The organism is Clostridium sp. CTA-6 (assembly GCF_054768115.1).
The window spans coordinates 120,200-144,771 of sequence record NZ_BAAAAU010000010.1 but is presented as its reverse complement, the minus strand read 5'-3'; the positions used below and the strand labels follow the sequence as shown (position 1 = coordinate 144,771).

Here is a 24,572-nt window from a genome sequence, read left to right as displayed (position 1 = left end):
TTATCAAGTGGTTCTAAATTTTAGAACCTGTAAAATTTAATCCAAAGCCTAGCGCTATAATAAAATTTTAAAAATTAAAATTTAAACTATGAAGGGAGGCATGTCTAAGCTTTTCTAGGCTTTTATTAGGCAAGAAAGAATATGAAAAACAAAATATCTACAGCAGAAATGATGGAGAAAGAGAGTATATCAAAGGTGCTCTTAAAATTATCAGTACCTGCAATAATAGCTATGTTAATTAATGCTATTTACAACATAGTGGATACTATGTTCGTGGGAATGTTAAATAACACTAGTGCTATTGCTGCCGTATCTATAGTATATCCACTATTTATGTTTATTGGAGCTATAGGGGTTATGTTTGGTGCAGGAGGTGCTTCCTATCTATCAAGATTGTTGGGAGAAAAGAAAAAAGAGGAAGCTGATAAGACGCTAACATCTACTATAATAATTGGATGTATATTCAGCTTAATTTTTACTGTGATTTCTATAATATTTTTAGATAAATTTTTATTAATGTATGGAGCAACAGAAACAATAATGCCATATGCCAGAGAATATGGATATACAATAGTATTAGGAGCGGTTTTTACTATTGGGACAGGAATAATGAGTAATACTATTAGAGCAGAGGGAAATTCAAAATATAGTATGATTGCTACCTGTATAGGAGGAGTTATAAATATAATATTAGATCCTATATTCATGTTTAAATTTGGTATGGGTATAAAAGGTGCTGCAGTTGCTACAGTTATATCACAGATAGTATCTTTTGTTTTTCTTTTAAGATATTATTATTCTAAGAAAAGCTATATAAAATTAGGAATCAAGTTTTTTAAACCAACTTTTAATATGTTTTTTGAAATACTTAAGATAGGTATTCCTATTTTTGTAACTCAAGTATTGGCCAGTTTTGCTTTAGGTTTCATGAATTTAGGAGCAAAACCTTATGGAGATGCAGCTGTAGCTGCTATGGGAATAGTATTTAGAGTTATGTCTATAGGATTTTATATAGTGTTTGGAATTGGCCAAGGATTCCAACCTGTTGCAGGATATAATTATGGGGCTAAAAATTTTGCTAGATTAAAAGAAGCTGTAAAATTATCTATTAAATGGAGTATTATATCTGGAATTGTTATATCTATTTTATTTATAGTTTTTGCAGAAGGGTGTATGCTCATATTTACAAGGGATAGAGAAGTTATAAATATAGGAATAAAAGCCTTTAGAGCAGCAAGTTTGTTGTTCCCACTTTTTGGATATATAAATACTTATGCAGTATTATATCAAGCCTTAGGTAAGGCTTTAGGAGCCTTTATATTATCTATTTCTAGACAGGGTATATTTTATATACCTTTAATATTTATATTACCAAAATTTATAGGATTAGAAGGAGTAATATTCTGTCAAACTGCAGCGGATGGCTTGGCGTTTATAGAAACTTTTATAATGGCAATTTGGTTAAATAAGAGCCTAAAAAAGGAAATGGTTGAAGAGACTAATTTAGACTCAGTAAAGAAAGTTTCATCCTTATAAAGACCAGATTGAAAGTATATATATGGAAAAATGTTTACAAATATATGTTAGTTAGAGTTTCTCAAAAGTCTTATTTATTAATACAAATAAAAATAAGCAAAAATAAAAGGTGGCATAGTATATGTGTCACCTTTTATTTTCGCTTATTTTTTTATTTAATGAACCTAATGTAAGCGATATCTTTATTTCCCTAGAGTTTTATATTATACAATTTTTAAAATTATATAAAAATTTAAAACACTATTATATACATATTTAAATGGGTTAAGTAAATTCTTTTAATATAAATAGCATTAATAAAAATAATATTTATATGCACGAAATCTATTATTTGCTTTTTTTACCAGAACATTTCTCACAATATCCATAGAAATTCATTTCCAAATCAGTAATTTTGAACAAAAAGTCTTTATTTATTTGATTTTTAACAGTATTAATAAAGTTATATTGACTAAAGTCATATCGACAATCTATAATTTTTTTACAACCAAGGCAAATAAGATGAGGATGATGTTTATTATGAACTTCAAAATTTGTATCTTCATTAAAAAATAGTTTATAACAATTAACTCTACCTTCTAATAATAAATGTTCTAACAAATCTAGTTTTAATAATGTTTGAATGGTTCTATAAACAGTAGCTAAGCCAATTGACGGACAAATTTTTTTTACTAAATAGTAAATTTCATTTGCTGTTAAATGATCATTTTTATGATCAAAGAAAATTTTTAAAATCATGATTCGTTTAGTTGTAAGTTTGATATTATTAGAGTGAAAAATATGTTTATAAAATTCTAATTCCTTTGACATATAGATTCTCCTTAAACTTTGGTGTTAAGTAATAAGCATAAAATTTGGATATAAAGACATTATATTATTGTATTTATTTAAATAAAATCATTAAATAATTTTTGAAAATTGGATAAGCATCAATTTATATCATAAAGTTGTTTATGCAACATTATAATTATATATTGATGATTGAAAAAGGTTAAAAGTTAAAATAGAATATACATGTAGATGATAATTAATATCAATTACTTATTAGGTAAGTATATAAGGTTATTAGAGAGAAATATTAGTGAATTTATGTTATTGTTAATAAAAAATTATAGTATTTATTTAAATTAAAATAAGAAATTAATATCTAATGTTAATGTTAAATCGAATTATTTCAAGCATTATTATCAAATTATTATAAATTTAAAAAGAAAAATTAATTTTATTAGATTTCAATATTGATATCTTCATCAATTTTGTAGATAATGATTTTATGATAAATCCATTATATTTTAATAAGAGAAGTACGTTAATGTTCATATAATTTATCAGAAAATTGATTCATATTAGGAGTGATTATATTGTTTGAAGCACAAGATTTAAGAGTTGTAAAAACATTAGATAATATAAAAAATAGTTTTTTACAATTAATAAAAGAGAAAAGTTTTACTAAAATTACCATAAAAGATTTAACTGAGAGGGCACGAATAAATCGATCAACTTTTTATAAATATTATCTAGATAAATATGATTTAAAAGAAAGAATAATTAATGATTTTTTAAAAGATTACGAAAAGGAATTCAGTCTAGATTATATCAAATCTACACATAACAGTATTACCTTGAATATAGATGAATTGGAAAAATTAATGTTATATTTTCAAATAAAAGAAGAAATGATTATGTCGTTGTGGGATGAAAATATGGAAGATTGCGTTTTATCGAAAATGCAGGAAATTTTAGAAGAAAAGATTGGAATTTGGATTAAATTAAATACAGATACAGAGCAATTAGATAAAAAAGATGAACTATTTATCAGAATATTTTCGTGTTCTTTTTTAGTAATTATTAAATGGTGGTTTGAGTGTGCACCCAAATGTTCGGCCAGAGAAATTGCACAACTTGTATCTGATAGTAGAGATTTAGCACATGGAAAATTTTTGCTTGATAATTGTGATTTGTAAAGGGAGTATTATAGAGATAAAACTAGATAGTATGGTTTTTATTATGGAGTATGTATAATGTTATGTTGGATAAAGAATGGAGGATATATATGTTAGAATTGAAGAATGTTTCTTTTGGGGTGAAAGAAGATAATTTGCAAAAAGATATATTAAAAAATATTAATTTGAAGATTGGAGAGCAGTTTGTTGTTATTACAGGACCAAATGGAAGTGGTAAATCTACTCTTGCAAAATTAATTGCTGGAATTGAAAAGCCAACTAGTGGACAGATTCTGTTTGATGGACAGGATATTACAGATTTGAGTATCACAGACAGAGCAAACATGGGTATCAGCTTTGCATTTCAACAGCCCATTCGCTTTAAGGGAATTACCGTTAAGGATTTAATTACATTGGCATCAGGAGAAAATCTGAGTACAGCAAATGCCTGCAAGTATTTATCAGAAGTAGGGCTTTGTGCAAGAGATTACATTTATCGTGAGGTAAATGCTAGTCTTTCTGGTGGAGAATTAAAAAGAATCGAAATAGCTATGATCATTGCAAGAGGTACAAAGCTTTCTGTATTCGATGAACCAGAGGCTGGAATTGACTTATGGAGTTTTAATAATCTGATTCAGGTATTTGAAAAAATGTATCATAAAATTCACGGCTCAATTATTATTATTTCCCATCAAGAAAGAATTTTCAATATTGCAGATCAGATTGTTGTAATTGATGGTGGTGAAGTAAAACAAGTTGGCAAGAAAGATGAAATACTTCAGGGACTATTAAATAGTTCTAAAAGTTGTAAATTTTACAAAGGAGAATGAGATGATGAATGCAATACATAGAAATTTATTAAAAGAAGTAATAGGATTTCACGAGATTCCCATAGGGGCTTATAATATTAGAACAAATGGAAAAGCAGTTGGAAGAAATACAACTGAGAATATAGATATTGTTATCAAAACAGATAAACCGGGAATTGATATCATTATTAAACCTAATACAAAGAATGAGAGTGTGCATATACCTGTTTTATTAAGTGAGAGTGGTTTTAAAGAAATGATATATAATGATTTTTATGTTGGAGAAAATTCCGATGTAACTATTATTGCCGGTTGTGGAATTCACAATGATGGTAGTAAAGAATCTGAACATAATGGCATACATAGTTTTTTTATTGGTAAAAATGCGAAAGTAAAATATGTAGAAAAGCACTATGGAACTGGCGATGGTAATGGAGAACGTATTATGAATCCTACAACAATTATAAAAATTGATAATGGTGGTTATATGGAAATGGATACTGTACAGATTGAGGGTGTCAATTCTACAAAGCGTGTAACAAAGGCTACTTTGAAAGATAGTTCTACATTGGTTATTCAAGAGAAAATAATGACTCATGGAAAGCAAACTGCTGAGACAGAATTTGAAGTGGATTTAGATGGTGTGAACTCTAGTACGAATGTAATATCAAGATCTGTAGCAAAAGATAATTCACATCAATTATTTTTATCCAAAATTAATGGAAATAATAAATGCGCAGGACATACAGAATGTGATGCAATTATCATGGATAATGCAAGTGTAAGAGCAATTCCTGAAATTGCAGCCAATTGTATTGATGCAAGTTTAATTCATGAAGCAGCTATTGGCAAGATTTGCGGTGAACAGCTTATTAAGCTAATGACCTTAGGACTTACGGAAATAGAAGCAGAAGAACAGATCATTAATGGATTTTTAAAGTAATTATAGGATATAGTGAGTGAGATTATGTTTTTTACAGAATATTAATGCATGAAAAAGATATTGATTAAAAATGAATAAAAGGTAACATAACATAAATGTCACCTTTTATCTAAATATATATTCTTCATCCATTTTATTTAATGTAAGTTATATTTTGATTTTCTGAAGAATTTATATTATTTAATTTTTTAAATTCCATGGCTAAAAGAACAAGAGAAAGTACAAATACTATTGAATCAGTAACTGAAGAAGATAACCATGTTCCTTTTATTCCTATAATTTTAGTAAGAATTATAGCTATAGGCATAAAGAGTATTACTTGTTTTAAAATAGTTATTAGTGCAGATTTTCCGCCTTTACCTATTGATTGGAAAAATGTCATAGACATAACTATAAGTCCTGATACTGGGAAAGTTAAAAACATAAGTCTAAAAAATTCGTATCCATTTTCGATTATAGTCTTATCATTAATAAACCAACTTAGAACAACTCTAGGTTTAAGCATATAAAAGACCCATAATATTCCAATGAAGATAGTAGAAGCTATACTAAAGATTTTAACAGCATCTTTAACACGATCATATTTTTTAGCTCCAAAATTCATTCCTACTATAGGTTGAAGTCCTTGTCCGATTCCCCAGATAGGTATAAATGTAAACATTAAAATTCTAAGAGCTACACCCATTAATACCAATTGTTCATCCCCACCATATATTGAGGTGAGCTTATACAAAGCAGTTTGTTGTACTAGATACATAAGTTGCATCATTGCAGCTGAACCTCCTATGGATAATATCTCTGGCATTAAATCGAAAGCAAACTTTAATTTATTTACTGATAGGATTGATTTGTTACGTTTAAAGTATATAAATGTAACTAGAGCCTGGATTATTTGTGCAATTATTGTAGCTATAGCTGCACCTTCAACGCCAAAATTTAAAGTCTTTATAAATATTGGATCTAAAATGATATTTAATATTGCACCTAATGCCATAATACTCATAGCTTCTTTCATCTTTCCCTCTCCTCTTATGAGCATATTAGCGCTTTGTGAAAAATTAACAAAGAATGATCCAATATAAACTATTCTTAAATAGTTTATGCCTGATTTTAATATTTCTCCTGTAGCTCCTGAAAATCTAAGTAAATTTTCTGAAAATAAGCATCCTAATATAGTTACAGCCAATGATAATACTAATACAGACAGTATTAAATTTCCTAAAATTTCATTAATAACTTTATCATCTTTTGATCCAATAGCTCGAGATAAAATTGAAGATGAACCAACACCTACGAGTACAGCAATACAATTGTTTATAAAAGTAAATGGAGAGGATATGCTTACAGCAGCCAAGGCAGTTTCTCCTACTAGTTTTCCGACAAAAATAGCATCACATAAATTATATAATCCTATGACTAGCATTCCTATAATGCCTGGAATAGAAAGTTTTAAAAGCAATGTAAGCATATTACCATTAATTAATTCTTCGCGATTTTTATTCATATATATCCTTCCTTTTTTAAAATTATTTTTTATGATAGTGAGTATTAGTAATTTTGTGATTGATTATATTTTTATCTACCTCCCTTAATATCAATGAATATATCCTCTAAGGTTTTTAATAATGATTGTCTGTATCGATTGTATAAAAAATTAGTATATATTATCTACTCATATGAGGATTTAAAATAACGAAAAAAGGATTATTTTAATTTATATTGCTCTATTATAAAAAAGCTAATTTTGAATTGAATAGGAGAAGTTGGAGAAGATACATTTTTGTAAAATGGCTCTTTTAAAAACCAATTTAAAAGAGTTCAGAGAAAAGACAAACATGAAGCAAAGGGAATTAGCTGATTTAGTAAGAGTTAGACGGGAAACTATTATGCATCTTGAAAATGGAAAATACAATTCTTCACTAAAACTTACTGTGGATATTGCTAAAATTTTAATATGTAGGTTGAAGATTTGTTTGAATTTATAGATTGATATGTATTTATTATAATATTTAGGGGTAAAACAAAAAACATTTGAAATAATATATCTTAGGTAAATATATATAGATTGGAATAATAAAAAACCAAAGTATTATATAAAATTAAGTGATAAAGTAATTTATGATAGTATTTTAAGTAATAAATAAAAACCTACAAATATAAATATTTATATATTTGTAGGCTTTTAAGTTATATAAGGAATATAGTTTAAGTTATAAAGTAATTTATTTTTTCATTAATAGTTTCATTTGAGATACTAAAGGATCAGCTATAGTGCCAACCACTATTTGGAAATTTTTATCATCAAGCTTCATAATTCCATTAGCGCCTAATTCTTTAAGTTTAGCTTCATTTATTTTGCTTCCATCAAAAACAACAAGTCTTATTCTAGTTACACAAGCATCTATAGAATCAATATTTTCAGAATTACCGATAGCGTTTAGTATTCCTTTAGCTTTATCTTCTAATTTAGAATGTCCACTTTTTTTGGACGTATCAACATTGATATTTGTATTAACTTCTGAATCTAATTCCCTTCCTGGTGTAGGTAAATTGAATTTCTTTATAAAGAACAAGAATAAAAAGTAGTATATTGCTGCAAATATTAAACCTATGGGAATTATAAATAGTGGTTTAGTTGATATACCAAAATTAAGACCATAATCTATAAGACTTGCAGAAAATCCAAATCCACATTTTATTCCTAAGGCTGATGTAAGGGCTAGAGCTATACCAGTTAACAAAGCATGTATTGCATAAAGAACAGGAGAAATAAACATAAATGAAAACTCTATTGGTTCAGTAACCCCTGTAAGAAATGCAGTAAATGCTAACCCTAAAAGCATACCTGAAACAGCTTTCTTATTTTCTTCTCTAGCAGCTTTTATCATAGCAAAACAGGCTGCAGGAAGAGCAAACATCATTATTACAAAGAATCCAGTCATATAAGTACCTGCAGTAGGATCTCCAGCGAAAAATCTATTTAAGTCACCATTAGCAATTTTACCTGCTGGATTTTTAAATGTACCAAATTGGAACCAAAATATTGTATTCATAATATGGTGTAATCCAGTTGGAATCAAAAGTCTATTAAATAATCCAAAGAAAAATGCCCCAATAGCTCCTGCTCCAGCAACTGCGTTACCAAAGTTATTTATAACATTTTGAATTGGAGGCCATATAAATCCAAATATAATTCCTAAAATTAAAGAATATAGAGAAGTTATAATTGGAACAAAACGTTTACCACCAAAGAAACCTAAATAATCAGGAAGTTTGATATCCTTATATTTGTTATAAAGGGATGCAGATAATATACCTACGATTATACCAGATAAAACTCCCATATTAATTGTATCATCAAATTTTAAAGAAACATTTGTTAGCACAAGGTAGCCAACAGTAGCAGAAATTGCAGCAACACCATTATTCTCCTCTGCTAATCCTACAGCTATACCTATAGCAAAAATAAGGGATAAGTTATCAAAAATAGCAGATCCAGCTGAAGACATCCAAGGAATACCGCTTGGTAAAGAACCAACCCAAGTCCAAATATCAGGCTGTCCTAATCTAAGAAGTAGGGCAGCTGCTGGCAATACAGCTATAGGGGTCATAAGAGATTTACCTAACTTTTGAACCTTTGATAAAATTTTACTGTTTTTTGCCATGTTTATACCTCCTAATACATGTTTAATAATATATTTCCATTTAATTTGTATAGATATTTTAGTAGAATACATCTTTAATTAACTTAAGAATTTATTTATTATTAAGTAAAAGTATTGCAAAAGAATAAAAAATGAAAGAAAATTCTTGAAATTAACCCTACAGATGCATTTCTTAAAATAAATATACTTATAAACAGAGTTCTTGGCTTCAGAGGGAGTTTTTACTCCATTAAAGCTTAGAAATCGTTATCCAGAAACATAGCCGCTCTTTACTCCCACTTTTAAGAAGATGGGAGTATTAGAGTGGGTAGTCATCGGATAAATATGAATTTAGTTAAAAAATTGTAATAAAAAAAGCCGAAAAGGTATAGATAACCTTTTCAGCTCTTGCCCAACGTTGGTTGCACGCCGATAAATTAAGTATAAGCTATAAAAATAAAAATGTCAATATATTATACTTAATTAATTTTTTATAATATATTGACATCAATGGATTTAGATTATATACTGATATAAGTATTAAACGTGTAACTGTTAGATCAGGCATAAGTTAGAGATAACTTGTGCCTTTTTTTATTTCAATTTTTATAAAAATGTAAGTAATATTTGTATTAGATATATTTAGGAGGTTTTAAAAATGTTTAGTTTTTTTAAGAGAGAAAACAAGATTGTCGCTCCAGTTTTAGGGAGAGTATTAGAATTATCAGAAGTACCAGATGAAGTATTTGCAAGTAAATTAGCAGGAGATGGTGTTGCTATTGAATGTGAAGATAATACTATTGTTGCTCCAGCAAATGGAGTAATTTCTTTAATATTTAAAACTAATCATGCTTTTGGTATTACTTTAGAGGATGGAACAGAGCTTCTAGTCCATATTGGTATTGACACTGTTAAATTAGAAGGAAAAGGTTTTGAAAGATTATTACAGGAAGGTGATAAAGTTAAAACAGGAGACCCTATTATCAGGATAGATAGGGAGTTTATTAAAGCTCAAGGATATTCTTTGATTACACCTGTTTTAATAACAAATCCTGATAATGTTAAAAATATACAATATAAAACAGGTTTTAATGCTAGTCCTGGAAAGGATATTTTGATTATCTATACTGATAAATAATTTAATAAAGTTATAATTTATAAACTTATTTGGAATATTAGAACTAAAGTTTATTTAGTAAGGCGTAATACTAGTATAATTTATGTATATTAGTATTACGTCTTTTAGTGTAAGAATAATTATTATTATTCTTTCTGTATTAAAGGTTTTTTAATTATATGGAATGAAAAATTTCTTAAAAATTAAGTTTTATAGTGCAGTATTAATTAGGTATAGGAAAAAGTTAAGTGGATACTTAATTTTTAGTAGGAGAATTTCTGAATTTTTCTATGTGAATAGCAATGTAGGCTATTTCTTCTTTGGACACATTTACGGAAAGCTCCCCTTCTATTATTTTACTTACTTTTTTAGCCAATTTATATGAAATTTTATATTGACTTTTTATAGCAGTTAAAAGTTCATTTTTTATTGGTGTATTATTTAAAATTCTTTCTATTGCAAATCTTATGTGAGTTAAAAATCGGGCGTAGTCTAAGGAACTTTTATTTATTTCTATGTTAAGTTCGTCTTCAAGGAACTCTATGATAGTGTTAGAAAGAAAAGCGTATTTTATGGTATTAGATAGTTTCCCTTCGTTTCTTGCAGAGTGAATGTGTAAAGTGATAAAACCTGCCTCTTCATCAGGAATAACTAAATTAAGTCTATCTTCTAACATTCTTATTGCTTTTTTTGCTATAGCAAATTCCTTTTTATATAGAGTTTCTGTTTCTACTAAAAAGGGATTTTCTATAGAATTATTTTCCATGAGTCGTTTTATAGTATAAGATATGTGGTCAGTTAAAGATACATGTATTTTTTCATTTAAAGGTTCATTTAGTTCATCGGAAATCATTGAAATTACTTCTTCACATAAACCTATAATATCACTGTCTACATTTGACATTAAAAATTTAAAGTTATTAAAATTATTTTTATTTTGTATAGTGAATATCTTATCAATTTTTATATCAAAAGGGATACTATCTCCAGGATGTTTTCCAAAACCAATACCTTTGCTAAAAAGAATTTTTTCTTCTTTACTTTCATGTACCAGTAAAACATTATTATTAAATACTTTTATAACCTGATAGCAATTGTCTTGTAAACCATTCATTACAATTCCTCCGAAATATAGATAAATTTTATATGAAAATTAAATTAACTTTTATATATTTATAAGATTACAAATACTCTCTTTATAATATAGTATAAAATCAAACAAAATATTTTTCAAGGGAAATTGGTATATACAACATAACAATATGATGATATAATAACATAAAGAATAGGAATTGAATATTAAATTTATTATTAAGTTTTATAAAAATAAACCATAAATTCTAGTATTAAGAAATATAAGGATTAGTATAATAAAGGTTTAGATAAACAAAGAAGGGATTAGTGATATGATGAAAATTGTTTCTAAAAAAAATCCAGTACCTCTCCATTTTCAAATTAAAGAGATATTGCAAGAGATGATAGAAAATGAAGAATTAAAGCCTGGAGATGCTGTACCTACAGAAAGAGAACTTTGTGAAATTCAAGGTGTTAGTAGAATGACAGTAAATAAGGCTATAATGTCTTTAGTTAATGAAGGATTATTATATAGAGAACAGGGGAAGGGTACTTTTGTTGCTAAACCTAAAGAAAATAAAGAAATAGCTGGTCTAAAAAGTTTTAGTGAAGTAATGCAGGATAAGGGATTAAAAACAGAAACTAGAATTTTATTTTTTCAAATAAAGGAAGCTACAAAGAGAATACAGTCTGTTTTAAACTTATCAGATTATAATAATAAAGTTTTTGAAATTAGTAGATTAAGAATGAGTGAAGGTGAACCAGTAGCTATAGAAACTGTGTGGATACCACATAATTTATGTAGTGATATGGATAGACAAACTATAGAGGGAAAATCTTTGTATGAAACTTTTAAAAATAAATACAATTATTTTCCTGATAAGGCAAAACAAACTATAGAGCCTATAATTCTAAATGAGGACGAATGTAAGCTTTTAAACCAAAATGAAAATGCTTTAGCCTTAATGTTTAGAAGAACTACTTATATAAAAGGTGAAGTTCCAATAGAATATACAAAAGCAATTTATAGAAGTGACATATATAAGTATGAGTTGGTTTTCCAGTAATAGATTAATATTTATTAAAGATTAACTATATTAATCTTGAGAAAAGAGGCGAACTTATGAGTGAAAGAAATATAAATACTGTTAATTTAGATAGTTTAAGTACTTTGGAAATAATAAGAAAAATAAATGAAGAAGATGAAAAAGTGGCAAAAGCTATAAAAAAAGAAGAAAAAAATATAGCTTATGCAGTGGATATTATTGTTAAAGCTCTAAAGGAAGAAGGCAGAATGCTCTACATTGGTAGTGGAACCAGTGGAAAAATTGGAGTTTTGGATGCTTCCGATTGTCCTGCAACTTTTGGAATTGATGATTTCTTGGTACAAGGCATTATATCAGGTGGAGAAGCAGCTATAAGCGATTGTCTTGAACATACTGAGGATAATGAGGAGTTAGCCATAGAAGATCTAGAAAAAATAGGAGTAAATAATAAGGATGTTTTAATTGGAATAACTGCTAGTGGCAATACTCCTTATGTAAATAGTGCTATGAAATATGGAAGACAGCTAGGATGTAAAACCATAGGCATTATGTGTAGTAAAAATGGAAAGCTTAAAAATATATGTGACTTAACTATAGCTGTAGATTTGGGGCCAGAGGTTATAATGGGATCAACAAGAATGAAAGCTGGTACTGCACAAAAAATGATTGTTAATATGTTAAGTACTACTGCCATGATTAATCTTGGAAAAACTTATTCTAATCTTATGGTTAATGTTAGGCCTATAAATAACAAGCTAAAAGACAGAGTTAAAGAAATAGTTATGTTGGCAACAGATAAAGAGTTAGAGGTAGTTGAAAAATATCTTAAGGAATGTAATTATGATCCCAAAGTTGCTATAGTTATGATTAAAACAGGAATTTCAGTTGAAAAAGCACAAGAAAAGTTACAACAGCATGGAGGTAGAGTTTATTATGCTTTAAAAAGCTAGGTAGATATGGGGAGTGATTAATATGAAGGCTATAGTCAATGGAAAGATTATAGTAGGGAATGAAATATTAGAGAATAAAGTATTATTATTTGAAAAAAAAATAATCGACATATTAGATAGAGAGAATGTTTGTTTAAGTAAAAATGATTATATTATTGATGCTAAGGGGTTATATATTTCTCCAGGGTTTATAGATGTTCATATACATGGTTCAGGTGGAAAAGATGCTATGGATGGGGAAATAGAGTCTATAAAGGTTATAAGTAATACTATAGCTAAAAGAGGTGTGACCTCATTTTTACCAACTACCATGACTATGGCTAAAGAACGTATATATAAAGCTTTGGATGTTATAGAACAAGCTATGAATATGGATTTAGGTGGTGCTAAGGTTTTAGGAGCACATTTAGAAGGACCTTTTATTAACCCAAAATATAAAGGAGCTCAAAAGGCGGATTTTATAAAAAATCCAAGTTTTCATTTTATTAAAGGTTATGAGAATGTAATAAAAATAATTACGCTGGCACCAGAGAAAGATGAAAATTTTAAGTTCTTAAAATATATTAAAGAAAATACAGATATAGTTTTATCTATAGGTCATTCAGATGCAACTTATGAACAAGCTATGGCAGCTATAGATAATGGAATAAGTCGTGCTACTCATATATTTAATGCTATGACTCCTTTAAATCATAGGAAGCCAGGAATAATAGGAGCTATTATGAATACAGATATATCTTGCGAGCTTATAGCAGATAATATTCATGTTCATAAGGGAGCTATTAATGTTCTTACTAAAATTAAAGGTAAAGACAAGATTATTTTAATTACAGATTCAATGAGAGCTGGATGCATGAACAATGGTATATGGGAACTAGGAGGACAGAAAGTTATTGTAAAAAATGGTTCTGCTAGACTAGAAGATGATACCCTAGCTGGAAGTATTTTGACATTAGATAATGCAATCAAGAATATGAAAAATAATATAGATGCTTCTTTATGTGAAATTATATCTATGGTAACAATTAATCCCGCTAAAGATATAAATATATATGATAAAAAAGGAAGTATTGAAAAAGGAAAAGATGCTGATATTGCTATTTTTGACAAAGACATTAATATTAGTATGACAATTGTTGAGGGCAATATTGTTTATCAAAAATAAAACATTTTGACTTAGATTATTAGACATAATTAGTTATTAATTTATTGAAAGAGAAAATTTAATTTTAATGAGGTGTGTTTTTATGAGAATTATAGTAGTAGATAATTATGAAGAAATGAGTAAAAAAGCAGCCGCTATGGTGGCTAGCCAAGTTATTTTAAAACCAGATAGTGTCCTTGGATTGGCAACGGGAGATACCCCTACAGGAATGTATAAAGAAATCATAAATATTTACAAAAATCAAAAGATGGATTTCTCTAAAGTTAAAACTTTTAATTTAGATGAATACTATGGTTTAAGTAGAGAAAATCCTCAAAGTTATTATTATTATATGATGAATAATTTATTTAATCATGTGAATATTGATGACAATAATATCAATATTCCTAATGGAATGGCTGATAACATAGAAGTAGAGTGTAAGGAATATGAAAGAAAAATAGATAAAGCAGATGGCATTGATTTACAAGTTCTTGGCATTGGTGTTAATGGACATATTGGATTTAATGAACCAGATGCAAGTTTTGAATCAGAAACTCATCTAGTTAATTTAGATGAAAAAACTATAGAGTCTAATTCAAGATTTTTTAGCTCAAAAGATCAGGTACCAACAAAAGCTATTAGCATGGGAATTAAAACTATATTACATTCAAAAAAGATAATTTTGTTAGCTTGTGGTAGTGCAAAGTCTGATGCCGTTTTTAAAGCTATAAATGGTAAAATTACCCCTAATATACCTGCATCTATTCTTCAATTACACAGAGATGTTGTTGTTATTATAGATAAGGAAGCTGCTAGCAAGTTAAATTTGAAGTAAAGGTAGCTTAAAATATAAGTGTTAGGAATTCGTGCCCTTAGGTTATAGGGATGAATTACCTAACACTTTTTAATTCATTAATATGTAAAAAATACAAAAAAATGTTAACACAAACCTCTTTGTAAAATATATTGATATTAACTAATATTTTCTATAATATTAAGTTTTATGTAAAAATATACGAATAAAGTAAAAAGTGATAAATAATTATAAAGGGGGAAATTTTATGAAAAATCATAAAAAAAAGAGGATTAGAGCATATATAGGATGTATTCTATCTTTATTTATGTTATTTAGTATTATTCCTTTAAAAGGAAAGACGGCTAAGGCAGCTGATTCTAATGAATCCAGAAAAAAAATTGTGGCTTATTTTACGGAATGGAGTGTTTACGGAGGTCATAATAATTACAAGATATCTGATTTACCTTGGGATAAAGTTACTCATATAAATTATGCATTTGCAACTATAAAAAATAATAAAATTGCTTTATTTGATGAATGGGCTGCTACAGGTATAGATTTTGGTGATGGATGGGATTCGCCTTATAAAGGAAATCTAGGACAAATAAAAAAATATAAAAAGAAGTATCCAAATGTAAAAGTTCTTATATCTATAGGTGGATGGAGTCAATCAGCTGGATTTCATAATGTAGCAAAGACTCCAGAAAACAGAAAGATATTTGCTGACAGTGTTGTAGAGTTTATTCGTGATTGGAATTTAGATGGTGCTGATATAGATTGGGAATATCCTACTTTTAAAAGAGAAGGAGATACTGTAGATAATCCTAATGATCAAGGAACACCTTTGGCAGACGAAAGTGAAAAAGAAACCTTTACACTTCTTTTAAAGGATTTAAGAGAAACATTAAATAAAGCTGGTAAAGAAGATAATAAATATTATGAACTTACCGCTGCAGTTGGATCTGGAAAAGATAAAATAGAGAAGACTGAACCAGAAAAATACTCACAGTATTTAGATTTTATAAACATTATGACATATGATATGAATGGTGCTTGGGAAAATGTAACAGGACATCAATCACCTTTATACAAAAATCCTTATGACAATCATGATGATACAGTAAAGAATTATTATAATGTAGACACAGCTATGAAGTTATTTGAAGCTTATAATATACCAAAGGATAAGCTTGTAGTTGGATCACCATATTATTCTCGTGGATGGAAAGGTGTAAAAAATGATGGACCTATAAAGGAACTGCCAGGATTATTTGCCACAGCAACTGGAGGAGCAAAGGGAACATGGGATGGGGGACGTGCAGCAGGATGCAATCCTTACCATTATATAAAGGGTACTTTAGAGAAAGATCCATCTTTTAAAAAATATAGAGATCCTTATTCAAGGGTTCCTTATTTATATAGTGAATCTAAAGGAGAAATGTATACCTATGAAGATGAGACTTCTTTAGGTGAAAAAGTTAAATATGTAAAAGATAATAACTATGGTGGGGTAATTTTCTGGGAATTAGCAGGAGATGCACCTCTAAAAGGAAGTAGTTTAACAGATGTTATTTATAAAGGATTCTTTGGAGATGGAGGTATACCTTCAGATGATAAGCTGCCTAAGTCACCAGAAGTATCTTTGAAAAATGATGATAATTATGGAAACTATGATATCAATATATCTATACCAAAAGATAGTAGAGGAGATAAGATTAAGTTATATGAAGATAATGAAGTGATTTTAGAAGAAGATATAGACAAATTACCTTCAAACAATATAATAAAAAATTTTAAAGGAAAGAAAGAAGGTTCATACACTTATACAGCAGAGCTTGTCAATAAATATGGTTCCTCTAAAGGTAACACTATAGTAGTTAAAGCAACAGATCCTAATAAATTAAAAGCTCCTATAATTTCTGTGGATAAACAAATTAACACAGGAGATTATAAAATATCTATGGAAGTTTTAAAAGATAATAATGGAAATGAACTAAAACTATATGAAAATGGAGTAGAAATTTTAACAGAAAAGATTGATGGATCAACTAGTAAAACTTTTATTAAAGAATTTAAAGATAAAAAAGTAGGAGAGTACACTTATAAAGCTGAAATATCAAGAAAAGATGATAAGATAGAAAGTAATGATTTAAAAGTAACTGTAAAAGACAAGGACTCATCAGTTAAAGAAAAACCAGGTAAACCTGCATTGACTCATGATAACTGGTGGCCAGCTGATGGAGATTATACTATTACCATGAGTATGTGGTGGGGAGTTAATGGTGATAAGGTAAAAATATATGAAAATGGTGTTTTAATTAAGGAAGCAAATTTAACATCCAATACTCCTCAAGCTCAAACTTATAGCCTAAAAATAAATGGAAGAAAAAATGGTAAGTACACCTATTATGCAGAACTTATAAATGAAGCTGGTGTAACTAGAAGTGATGATCTAGTTGTAAATGTAACAGAAAGTAATAAATAATATAAAAAATGTCAAGCTAAAGTAAATTTAGCTTGACATTTCTTATTTAAAATATTAAAGGTGTTAAAAGTAAAAGGCTTTATTTAGTAATTAAATTAGTGAATATTATTAGCTGAGTTTACTTGTTCTATCCAAGAAGCACCAGATGGAGCCGGCTGTTTATTTTCAGGAAGATGCTTTTGGCAAACTCTCAAAAGTGTTAAGAAGTCATATCTTAAAGATACGCGGCCTCCACCCCAATGCTTAGAAAGTACATCATAGGCTTTTTTAACATCAGCTTTCATAACATTCCAATCAGCATCAGTTGGGACATTTCTACCATAATATAGTCTTAATTCTTTAAAGTAGTTTTCCATGTCAGCCCAAGTTATATCAGCATCATAGAAGTTTTGAGTTTCTGAATCCATAGCTTTAATAACATTTTGGATATTTTCAATATGATTAGCAAACCCAGAAAGATTAAATTCCTTATTTATATCAGGGGAATTAATAAGTTTATCTCTATGTTCCGTAAATAATTTTCTTTGAAGTAATCCATAAACACCCCTATTATAAGCATTATCTACTAAAACAAATTCTGCCCAAGGATCTTTAGCTTTTTTTAATGCGCCGCTAAAATCATTATTTGGAATAGCATATAAAAATTCTCTTGTCATAGTAAGGCTCATGTAAGAAGACATAGCAGCATGAACATAAGATGGATCATCTGGTTCTCCAGTTTTTAAAGTAACATAATTTTCATGTTCTGCTGAATCTGCAAAATAATCAGGATATTGTTTTTTTATTTCGTTAAAGTTGCCTTTTTCTTGTTGGAAAGGGCCATCAGGATGCTTTTTTTGAATTGGCCATGACCATTTTTCACCATCCACAGTAACAATATTTTCTGTGTACCCAGATTCTAAAGGTGCTAAACCGCAAGTAAAGTTCTCTTTTATTGATAAACCAATCATAAAATTCGGATTTAATCCAAAGTATTCAGTACCTGTTCCAATTCCCATAGCTAAGTATTTAGAAGGCATCCAAATTCTTAAACCATTTACACCATTTATAGGAACGGGCATTTTTTTTGGCATAGGTATTATAAGTTGAGTACTTGATGCAGGATTATTATACATAAGTTTATTGTCAGTATTCACCTTAATTTTAGGATTATAATAATCAGATTTATTAGCAATTAAATCTTTTTCATTTAAATCTGGCTTATTTTTAGTAAAGCTAGAAGGAAGAGAAGCAAAAGTAGGATAACTAATATCTCCTCTAATTAAGTTTGATTTAAAATTTGTAGGTGCTTTTGAAGAATGTTTTTTACCTTTGACTACAAATATTCTAGTAGTATTGTAAGGTAAAAGTCTTTCGTCTTGTTTTACATTGATTATTACATTTTTACCATTCTGCTTAAAAGAATCTGCATTAGAAACAGAAGTTATTTCATTATCAGTTTCAAAAGACATTCCCCATAAAGAAAAACTACTACCTTGCCATATATAATTTTTATTAGGATTTGAAACAAACACTGCCCATTCAAAGTTATTATTATCTTCATTTAAAACAGTATATCCTACAGCAGGTTGCCCACTAACGGATTCAGGCAAAGGAACATCTATAGGAGTATCATTTTTAGTTACCTCATGAACTACAGTATTTTTAGATTTTTTAACACCAGCTGCATTTATAAGTTCAGCAGTGTATTTATAGGTTCCATTACTTTTGTTAGTGAATTTTACTTCACCATGTTGAGCATTGGGTGAATTGTTTACAAGTTTAACTTCATGAACTAATTTACCATTTTCATAAAGTTTCCATACATCACCATTAGCGCCATACCACATATCCATTGAAATTGTGTAATTGGGAGAACCATCCCAGTTGTCTTTAGAAAGTTGGAAATCAGATGGAACACTAGTTGGAGTATCTAGAACTTTTGGATTTTTTTTGGAATTGTTCAATACATAAGAACTATTATTAGATTTTAAGTGGACTTTATTAATATCTATTTCTTCTTTATTTTTTTCTAGAGCACAAACAGGTGTAGATACACCTAATAATATAGCTGCTGAAAGAGCTAAAGCGTTTGCCTTATTAATAGTTTTAAATTTTTTATTCAAAAGTGTACACCTCCTTATATGTTAATTATATAGTAAATGTTTATTATATAATTATCAATATATAACAAAAATATAAAAAATATCATTCAATAACTAAAAATATATAAATTCAATAAATGTTACATTTAATAATTACTTAATCTTTTTAATATAACATTTCTCGCAATAGCCATAAAACTTCATTTGAAAGTCAGTAACTTTAAATAAACAACTTTTATTTATCTCAGTTTTAATAGTATTTATAAAATTATAGTGGCAATCTATAATTTTTTTACAATCAAGACAAATAAGATGAGGATGATGTTTATTATAAGCTTTAAGATTTGTATCCTTATTTACAAATAATTTATAACGATTAACTCCATCTTCAAGTGAGAGATGGTCTAATAAATCTAGTTTTAGCAATATTTCAATAGTTCTATAAATAGTAGTTAGACCAATTGATGGGTAAGTTTCTTTAGCTAAATAATAAATTTCATTTACTGTTAAATGATCATTTTTATGATTTAAGAAAATTTTTATGATCATAATTCGTCTAGTTGTAAGCCTGATATTATTAGAGTTAAAAATATGTTTATAAAAATCTAATTCTTTTGACATATAAATTCTCCTTAAAGGTTAATGTTAAGTAATAAATAACTGGATATAAATTTGTGTATTATCTATTAATAATGATTTAATATTAATAGATAGATCCATAAAATATTTAATAATGATTGTCTGTATCGATTATATAAAAAAATAGTATATACTATCTACTCATATGAGGATTTAAAATAACAAAAAAAAGGATCATTTATCTTATAAAAAAAATTGTAAAAATGATTAAGATTATTTATTTTAAGTGAGGAGATAAATAGATAAAGGCATATTAAGAAACAAGTTTTTAATTATGAATTTATTTATAAATTATAGATTATTATTAAAAAACACAAAGAAACTAAAAAAACTTACAGTTTAACTCACTGTAAGTTTATATATTATATTTAAAGAGTTTATTAGTAACATTCAAAATAATCGATACAATTTAGGTCAACTCCAAAATAAACCCAACGCTGGCTATTCCATCTCCATCCTGAAGCGGATTTTCGACCAACGTAAGTTAGCCATGCCCAAAAACTATTTCCATTATCGAGCCATATATATACATATTTAAATACACATGGTCTTAATGCTCCTGGATCAACAGCATAGGTGCATACATCAGATTTATCTTTATTAATAAGATCTTCTGGAATAGAATCTGATGGAGGGGAAAGTGTAATATTAATTAAAGCATTTAATGTTTCATCTGTATGCTCAGCTTTATCAAGTAAATAATCCAGTTTTTCATTTATTAAATTTAGTTCTCTTGATAATATTCTATCTTCTGTAATCATAAGTTAGAACCCCTTTTATTAAATAATTAGTTGTACAATTAATTAAATTATTTTAAAGCTTGTCTAGTTTGTACTATAGTATATTATTTAAAATATATATTGGTTACAATTGCTTATGATTTTACTAAAGATGTTCATTTTATATAGAAGAAATTAAGATAGACAATAGATAGAAAATTGTATAATTTCTTATGATGGAGATTCTTAATAGTGATAAAGAAAATTTTAAAATTTATAAGCTTTTATATGAATTATTGGAAGTTATTTATTGACAAGATTAATATTTGGGTATAGCATGAATATTAATATTATATAGTTTTTTATTGAACTGGGACTAGATAGCTAGGGTTCCGCCTTAAGATTTTAAGGGTTTGTGACCGAGCGCTATAGCTCTTGTTTTGCAAGAGGCACCTATTGGAATAAAATGCCCGAGGGGGAAGGTTCAGCGGATTTTTTTATGCGCTGAATTCTTATCTTCTCGGTTTTTTATATTTTAAAATAAAGGAGGAGATGTTATGGGACAAGCTAAAGAAATTTGTCCGGGAGTAGCTATTGTAATTTTTAACGATAAAAAGCAAGTTTTGTTACAGAAAAGATCAGATGTTGGCCTTTGGGGTATACCTTCAGGTCATGTAGAAACAGGAGAAACAGTAACTAATGCTGCAATAAGGGAGGTGTTTGAAGAGACAGGATTACATGTAAAAGTAGCGCGTTTTATTGGAGTATATTCCGACCCCAAGTCTCAAATTTTTGAGTACCCAGATGGGAGAATAACTCATTTTGTAACTTGTTGTTTTGAAGCAAAAATAATAGGCGGAGAGATTTCCTGTGAGTCTTCGGAAACTTTAGACTTGAAATTTTTCCCTATAGATGAATTACCTATAGATATAGTAAAGATGCATCCTGATTGGTTAAAGGATGCATTGTCTAAAGGGGGCCCTTATATTCGATAAAATGTACAAAAGTATTTCTTAGGTTAGCTTGTCAATTTTAAAAAAATATATGAAAGCAAGTTGAATAAATTTATTTTTTATAAATTTTATACTTTTTCATAACTGGAAAAAGAAAGAATCTAGTGAAGATTTACTATTTAGAGTAATATCTTCACTAGATTTTTAGATTTGTTGAATTTTTTCAGTTTATATTAAAATATCCTATCTTTTTATTTAAATTTCTACTTAATTAAATTAAATATTTATAATATTGTTCGATAAATAAATACAAGATACATAGTACAATTTATTTTAAGCAATAAATATAGTGTTTTTACTTTTTCTATCTTAAAGAAAAGATAACTAATATTCAGATTTAGAGCCAATTAAAAGAAGAGTAAGAATTCAACATAAACTATTAAAAATAAAGGAGATAATTTGCATGAAAACTTGATATATGTATTTATAATAAAATTAATTAAATAATGATAAAAACTAAAGAAATGATACAAAAGTTAAAAAATGAAGATAGTATTGATGTTTCTATGAACTTAAATTTTAACAATTTTTTAAGGAGATGATGAACCATGCTTAAGAATATAAAAAAGAAAGTAAAAACACAACTAATTTCTGCTTTTTTAATAGTAGCTGTACTTATTGTTATAGTAGGAGCAGTAGGTGGAGTAGCTCTTAAAAATGTAGCTAGATATGGTGAAAAAATGTATAGCATTAATCTTCAATCTGTTTATATGATTACAGATATGAATCAAAATTTGACAGAAATTAAAAGCGATATGTTACAGTTAATATATGAAAAAGATAAATCTAAGAAGGCTGAATTGGTAAAGAATATTCAGAAAAATAAAGATGAAAATAGCAAATATCTTTCTGAGTATGAAAAATTACCAAAGACAGAAGAGGAAAAGAAAATATTTGAAGTTTTTAAAGAGCAATTAAGTCAATATAGAACACTAAGAGAAGATGTTATAAAATTAGTAGAAGATAATAATTATGCTCAAGCAGAAAAGCAATATAAAGAAATACCAAAAGTTAGAGATGCTATGTTTGAGAGTATAAGTAAAATAACTGAAATAAATTTAAACTCAGCTGAATCAGCAAATAATGATATTAATTCTATATATACTAAATCTAATATGATTATTGTTATTTTAAGTATAGTTGGTCTTGCAATGGCAATTTTAATAGGACTATTTATTGCAAGAAATATAGCAAAACCTCTTAATAATATAAAAGATTTAGCAGAGAGATTAGCCAATTATGATTTTTCAAATTCCATTGCAATTACAAGAGGAGATGAATTTGGACAAACAGCTATAGCTTTAAATACTGCACAAGAAAATGTAAATGGATTAGTTAAGGTAATTATGGAGAATTCACAGGAAATAAGTGCTTCTTCTGAAGAACTTTCAGCTACAGTAGAGGAATTATCATCAAAAGTGGAGACTATAGATACTGCAATAAATAATATTGCAGGAAGTATGCAGGAATCTAGTGCTGCATCAGAAGAAATTAGTGCATCCGTTGAAGAAGTAGATTCAAGTGCTAATGAACTATCACAAAAGGCTATGGAAGGAAGTGATAATTCAAATAAATTTAAAGAAAGAGCCACAGAAGTTAAAAAGAATAGCCAAAAAGCTATAGAAGAATCACGAAAAATACACTTAGAAAAGAAAAGTAATATGGAAAAGGCTATTGAGGAAGGTAGAGTTGTTGATAGCATCAAGGTTATGGCAGATACTATAGCAAGTATTTCAGAGCAAACTAATTTACTTGCGCTAAATGCAGCAATAGAAGCAGCGCGAGCAGGAGAACAGGGAAAAGGTTTTGCAGTAGTAGCTGAAGAAGTAAGAAAGCTTGCTGAACAGTCAAAAGATGCTGTACTAAGCATTCAAGAAACTATAGCTAAAGTACAAGGGGCATTTAAGAGTAGTATTGATACAGGTAGTGACATATTGGAATTCATAAACATACAAGTAATGGAACAATTTGATGCTTATGGAGAGACAGGCAGTCAATATTATGAGGATTCTGATTTTGTAAGTAAAATGTCCGAGGAAATTGCAGCTATGTCTGAAGAAGTTACAGCAACATTAGGACAAGTAAGTGGAGCAGTGCAGAATATGGCAATATCTGCTCAAAGGTCTAATGAGGAAGCAGACATAATAAAAGATAGTATGAATGAAACAACTAAAGCTATAGAACAAGTAGCAGAAACCGCTCAAAGTCAAGCAGAACTTGCCCAAAATCTAAATGAAATGGTGCATAAGTTTAAAATATAAATTTAAAAATCTTCCAACCATAATAAAAAGACTATGAGGAATTTTAATTAATAACCTCATAGTCTTTATGCGTAAAATTAGGGATTTATAATATTTAGACTAAGGAGTATTTATTTAAAATAAAACACATATAGTATTAATTTAGCTAGTGTAAGCTAATAGTGTTAAGAAAAACATATTAACATCTTCAACTATATTCCAATAAAGTATAATAATACATTGATTTAAATGATTACATGCCTTAAATTGAATTGAAATACAATTTTTAACATTTAGGCAAGAGTGTTATAATAAAACATGTAATCAAAAGGGGCCCTAATTGATAAGTTGTAAATATAATCAATGAGTATTAAAATATATAAAACA

Annotated in this window: 19 protein-coding genes and 1 pseudogene; 13 read left to right on the top strand and 7 right to left on the bottom strand. The window is 28.0% G+C overall.

Annotation, left to right across the window (positions count from 1 at the left end):
• Positions 1-141: 141 nt before the first annotated feature.
• Complete coding sequence (locus tag ACYUDJ_RS16275) at positions 142-1,536, top strand: MATE family efflux transporter (RefSeq protein WP_003484159.1); 1,395 nt, start codon at positions 142-144, stop codon at positions 1,534-1,536.
• A 327-nt stretch (positions 1,537-1,863) separates the two neighbouring features.
• Here ACYUDJ_RS16275 and ACYUDJ_RS16270 read toward each other — a convergent pair whose 3' ends face one another.
• A complete protein-coding gene (locus ACYUDJ_RS16270) occupies positions 1,864-2,346 on the bottom strand; it encodes a Fur family transcriptional regulator (protein ID WP_003484160.1) in 483 nt (160 codons plus the stop codon).
• 542 nt (positions 2,347-2,888) lie between these two features.
• On the opposite strand from ACYUDJ_RS16270, the gene ACYUDJ_RS16265 reads away from it, so the two are divergent.
• The 3 genes from ACYUDJ_RS16265 to ACYUDJ_RS16255 all read left to right on the top strand — a co-directional run bounded on the left by ACYUDJ_RS16265 (position 2,889) and on the right by ACYUDJ_RS16255 (position 5,231).
• Complete coding sequence (locus ACYUDJ_RS16265) at positions 2,889-3,500, top strand: TetR/AcrR family transcriptional regulator (protein ID WP_003484162.1); 612 nt, start codon at positions 2,889-2,891, stop codon at positions 3,498-3,500.
• Between the two features lie 89 nt (positions 3,501-3,589).
• Entirely contained in the window at positions 3,590-4,309 is a 720-nt protein-coding gene (locus ACYUDJ_RS16260) for an ABC transporter ATP-binding protein (protein WP_042384463.1), read from the top strand.
• 1 nt (position 4,310) lies between these two features.
• On the top strand, positions 4,311-5,231 hold the full coding sequence (locus ACYUDJ_RS16255; protein WP_003484166.1) for a SufB/SufD family protein: 921 nt from the start codon (positions 4,311-4,313) through the stop codon (positions 5,229-5,231).
• 133 nt (positions 5,232-5,364) lie between these two features.
• Here the strand turns inward: ACYUDJ_RS16255 and ACYUDJ_RS16250 are convergent, their stop codons facing one another.
• Positions 5,365-6,735 carry an MATE family efflux transporter gene (locus tag ACYUDJ_RS16250; protein ID WP_003484167.1) on the bottom strand — a complete coding sequence of 457 codons (1,371 nt, stop codon included), beginning with the start codon at positions 6,733-6,735 and terminating at the stop codon, positions 5,365-5,367.
• Positions 6,736-7,018: 283 nt separating this feature from the next.
• Here ACYUDJ_RS16250 and ACYUDJ_RS16245 point away from each other — a divergent pair.
• A pseudogene (locus ACYUDJ_RS16245) lies at positions 7,019-7,221 on the top strand (helix-turn-helix transcriptional regulator).
• Between the two features lie 232 nt (positions 7,222-7,453).
• Here the strand turns inward: ACYUDJ_RS16245 and nagE are convergent.
• Positions 7,454-8,896 carry an N-acetylglucosamine-specific PTS transporter subunit IIBC gene (gene nagE, locus ACYUDJ_RS16240; protein WP_042384465.1) on the bottom strand — a complete coding sequence of 481 codons (1,443 nt, stop codon included), beginning with the start codon at positions 8,894-8,896 and terminating at the stop codon, positions 7,454-7,456.
• A 637-nt stretch (positions 8,897-9,533) separates the two neighbouring features.
• On the opposite strand from nagE, the gene ACYUDJ_RS16235 reads away from it, so the two are divergent.
• Positions 9,534-10,013, top strand: a complete 480-nt coding sequence (locus ACYUDJ_RS16235) for a PTS sugar transporter subunit IIA (protein WP_003484170.1) — start codon at positions 9,534-9,536, stop codon at positions 10,011-10,013.
• Between the two features lie 235 nt (positions 10,014-10,248).
• Here the strand turns inward: ACYUDJ_RS16235 and glcT are convergent, their stop codons facing one another.
• A complete protein-coding gene (gene glcT / locus ACYUDJ_RS16230; protein WP_003484171.1) occupies positions 10,249-11,106 on the bottom strand; it encodes a glucose PTS transporter transcription antiterminator GlcT in 858 nt (285 codons plus the stop codon).
• Between the two features lie 292 nt (positions 11,107-11,398).
• Between glcT and ACYUDJ_RS16225 the strand changes: the two genes are divergently transcribed.
• The 5 genes from ACYUDJ_RS16225 to ACYUDJ_RS16205 all read left to right on the top strand — a co-directional run bounded on the left by ACYUDJ_RS16225 (position 11,399) and on the right by ACYUDJ_RS16205 (position 17,490).
• A complete protein-coding gene (locus ACYUDJ_RS16225; protein ID WP_080333566.1) occupies positions 11,399-12,133 on the top strand; it encodes a GntR family transcriptional regulator in 735 nt (244 codons plus the stop codon).
• Between the two features lie 56 nt (positions 12,134-12,189).
• Positions 12,190-13,062: an N-acetylmuramic acid 6-phosphate etherase gene (gene murQ / locus ACYUDJ_RS16220; RefSeq protein WP_003484174.1), complete on the top strand. Its 873-nt coding sequence runs from the start codon at positions 12,190-12,192 to the stop codon at positions 13,060-13,062.
• Positions 13,063-13,084: 22 nt separating this feature from the next.
• Complete coding sequence (nagA, locus tag ACYUDJ_RS16215; protein ID WP_003484176.1) at positions 13,085-14,227, top strand: N-acetylglucosamine-6-phosphate deacetylase; 1,143 nt, start codon at positions 13,085-13,087, stop codon at positions 14,225-14,227.
• 82 nt (positions 14,228-14,309) lie between these two features.
• Positions 14,310-15,044 carry a glucosamine-6-phosphate deaminase gene (gene nagB, locus ACYUDJ_RS16210; RefSeq protein WP_003484178.1) on the top strand — a complete coding sequence of 245 codons (735 nt, stop codon included), beginning with the start codon at positions 14,310-14,312 and terminating at the stop codon, positions 15,042-15,044.
• 226 nt (positions 15,045-15,270) lie between these two features.
• Complete coding sequence (locus ACYUDJ_RS16205) at positions 15,271-17,490, top strand: glycosyl hydrolase family 18 protein (RefSeq protein ID WP_042384469.1); 2,220 nt, start codon at positions 15,271-15,273, stop codon at positions 17,488-17,490.
• 95 nt (positions 17,491-17,585) lie between these two features.
• Here the strand turns inward: ACYUDJ_RS16205 and ACYUDJ_RS16200 are convergent, their stop codons facing one another.
• The 3 genes from ACYUDJ_RS16200 to ACYUDJ_RS16190 all read right to left on the bottom strand — a co-directional run bounded on the left by ACYUDJ_RS16200 (position 17,586) and on the right by ACYUDJ_RS16190 (position 20,974).
• Positions 17,586-19,595, bottom strand: coding sequence for a chitinase N-terminal domain-containing protein (locus ACYUDJ_RS16200; RefSeq protein WP_003484182.1), 2,010 nt, complete (start codon positions 19,593-19,595; stop codon positions 17,586-17,588).
• A 132-nt stretch (positions 19,596-19,727) separates the two neighbouring features.
• Positions 19,728-20,195 carry a Fur family transcriptional regulator gene (locus ACYUDJ_RS16195; protein WP_003484184.1) on the bottom strand — a complete coding sequence of 156 codons (468 nt, stop codon included), beginning with the start codon at positions 20,193-20,195 and terminating at the stop codon, positions 19,728-19,730.
• Between the two features lie 398 nt (positions 20,196-20,593).
• Positions 20,594-20,974: a hypothetical protein gene (locus tag ACYUDJ_RS16190; RefSeq protein WP_003484186.1), complete on the bottom strand. Its 381-nt coding sequence runs from the start codon at positions 20,972-20,974 to the stop codon at positions 20,594-20,596.
• A 515-nt stretch (positions 20,975-21,489) separates the two neighbouring features.
• On the opposite strand from ACYUDJ_RS16190, the gene ACYUDJ_RS16185 reads away from it, so the two are divergent.
• Complete coding sequence (locus ACYUDJ_RS16185) at positions 21,490-21,927, top strand: NUDIX domain-containing protein (RefSeq protein WP_003484188.1); 438 nt, start codon at positions 21,490-21,492, stop codon at positions 21,925-21,927.
• 566 nt (positions 21,928-22,493) lie between these two features.
• Positions 22,494-24,206: a methyl-accepting chemotaxis protein gene (locus ACYUDJ_RS16180; protein ID WP_003484190.1), complete on the top strand. Its 1,713-nt coding sequence runs from the start codon at positions 22,494-22,496 to the stop codon at positions 24,204-24,206.
• The last annotated feature ends 366 nt before the right edge of the window (positions 24,207-24,572 follow it).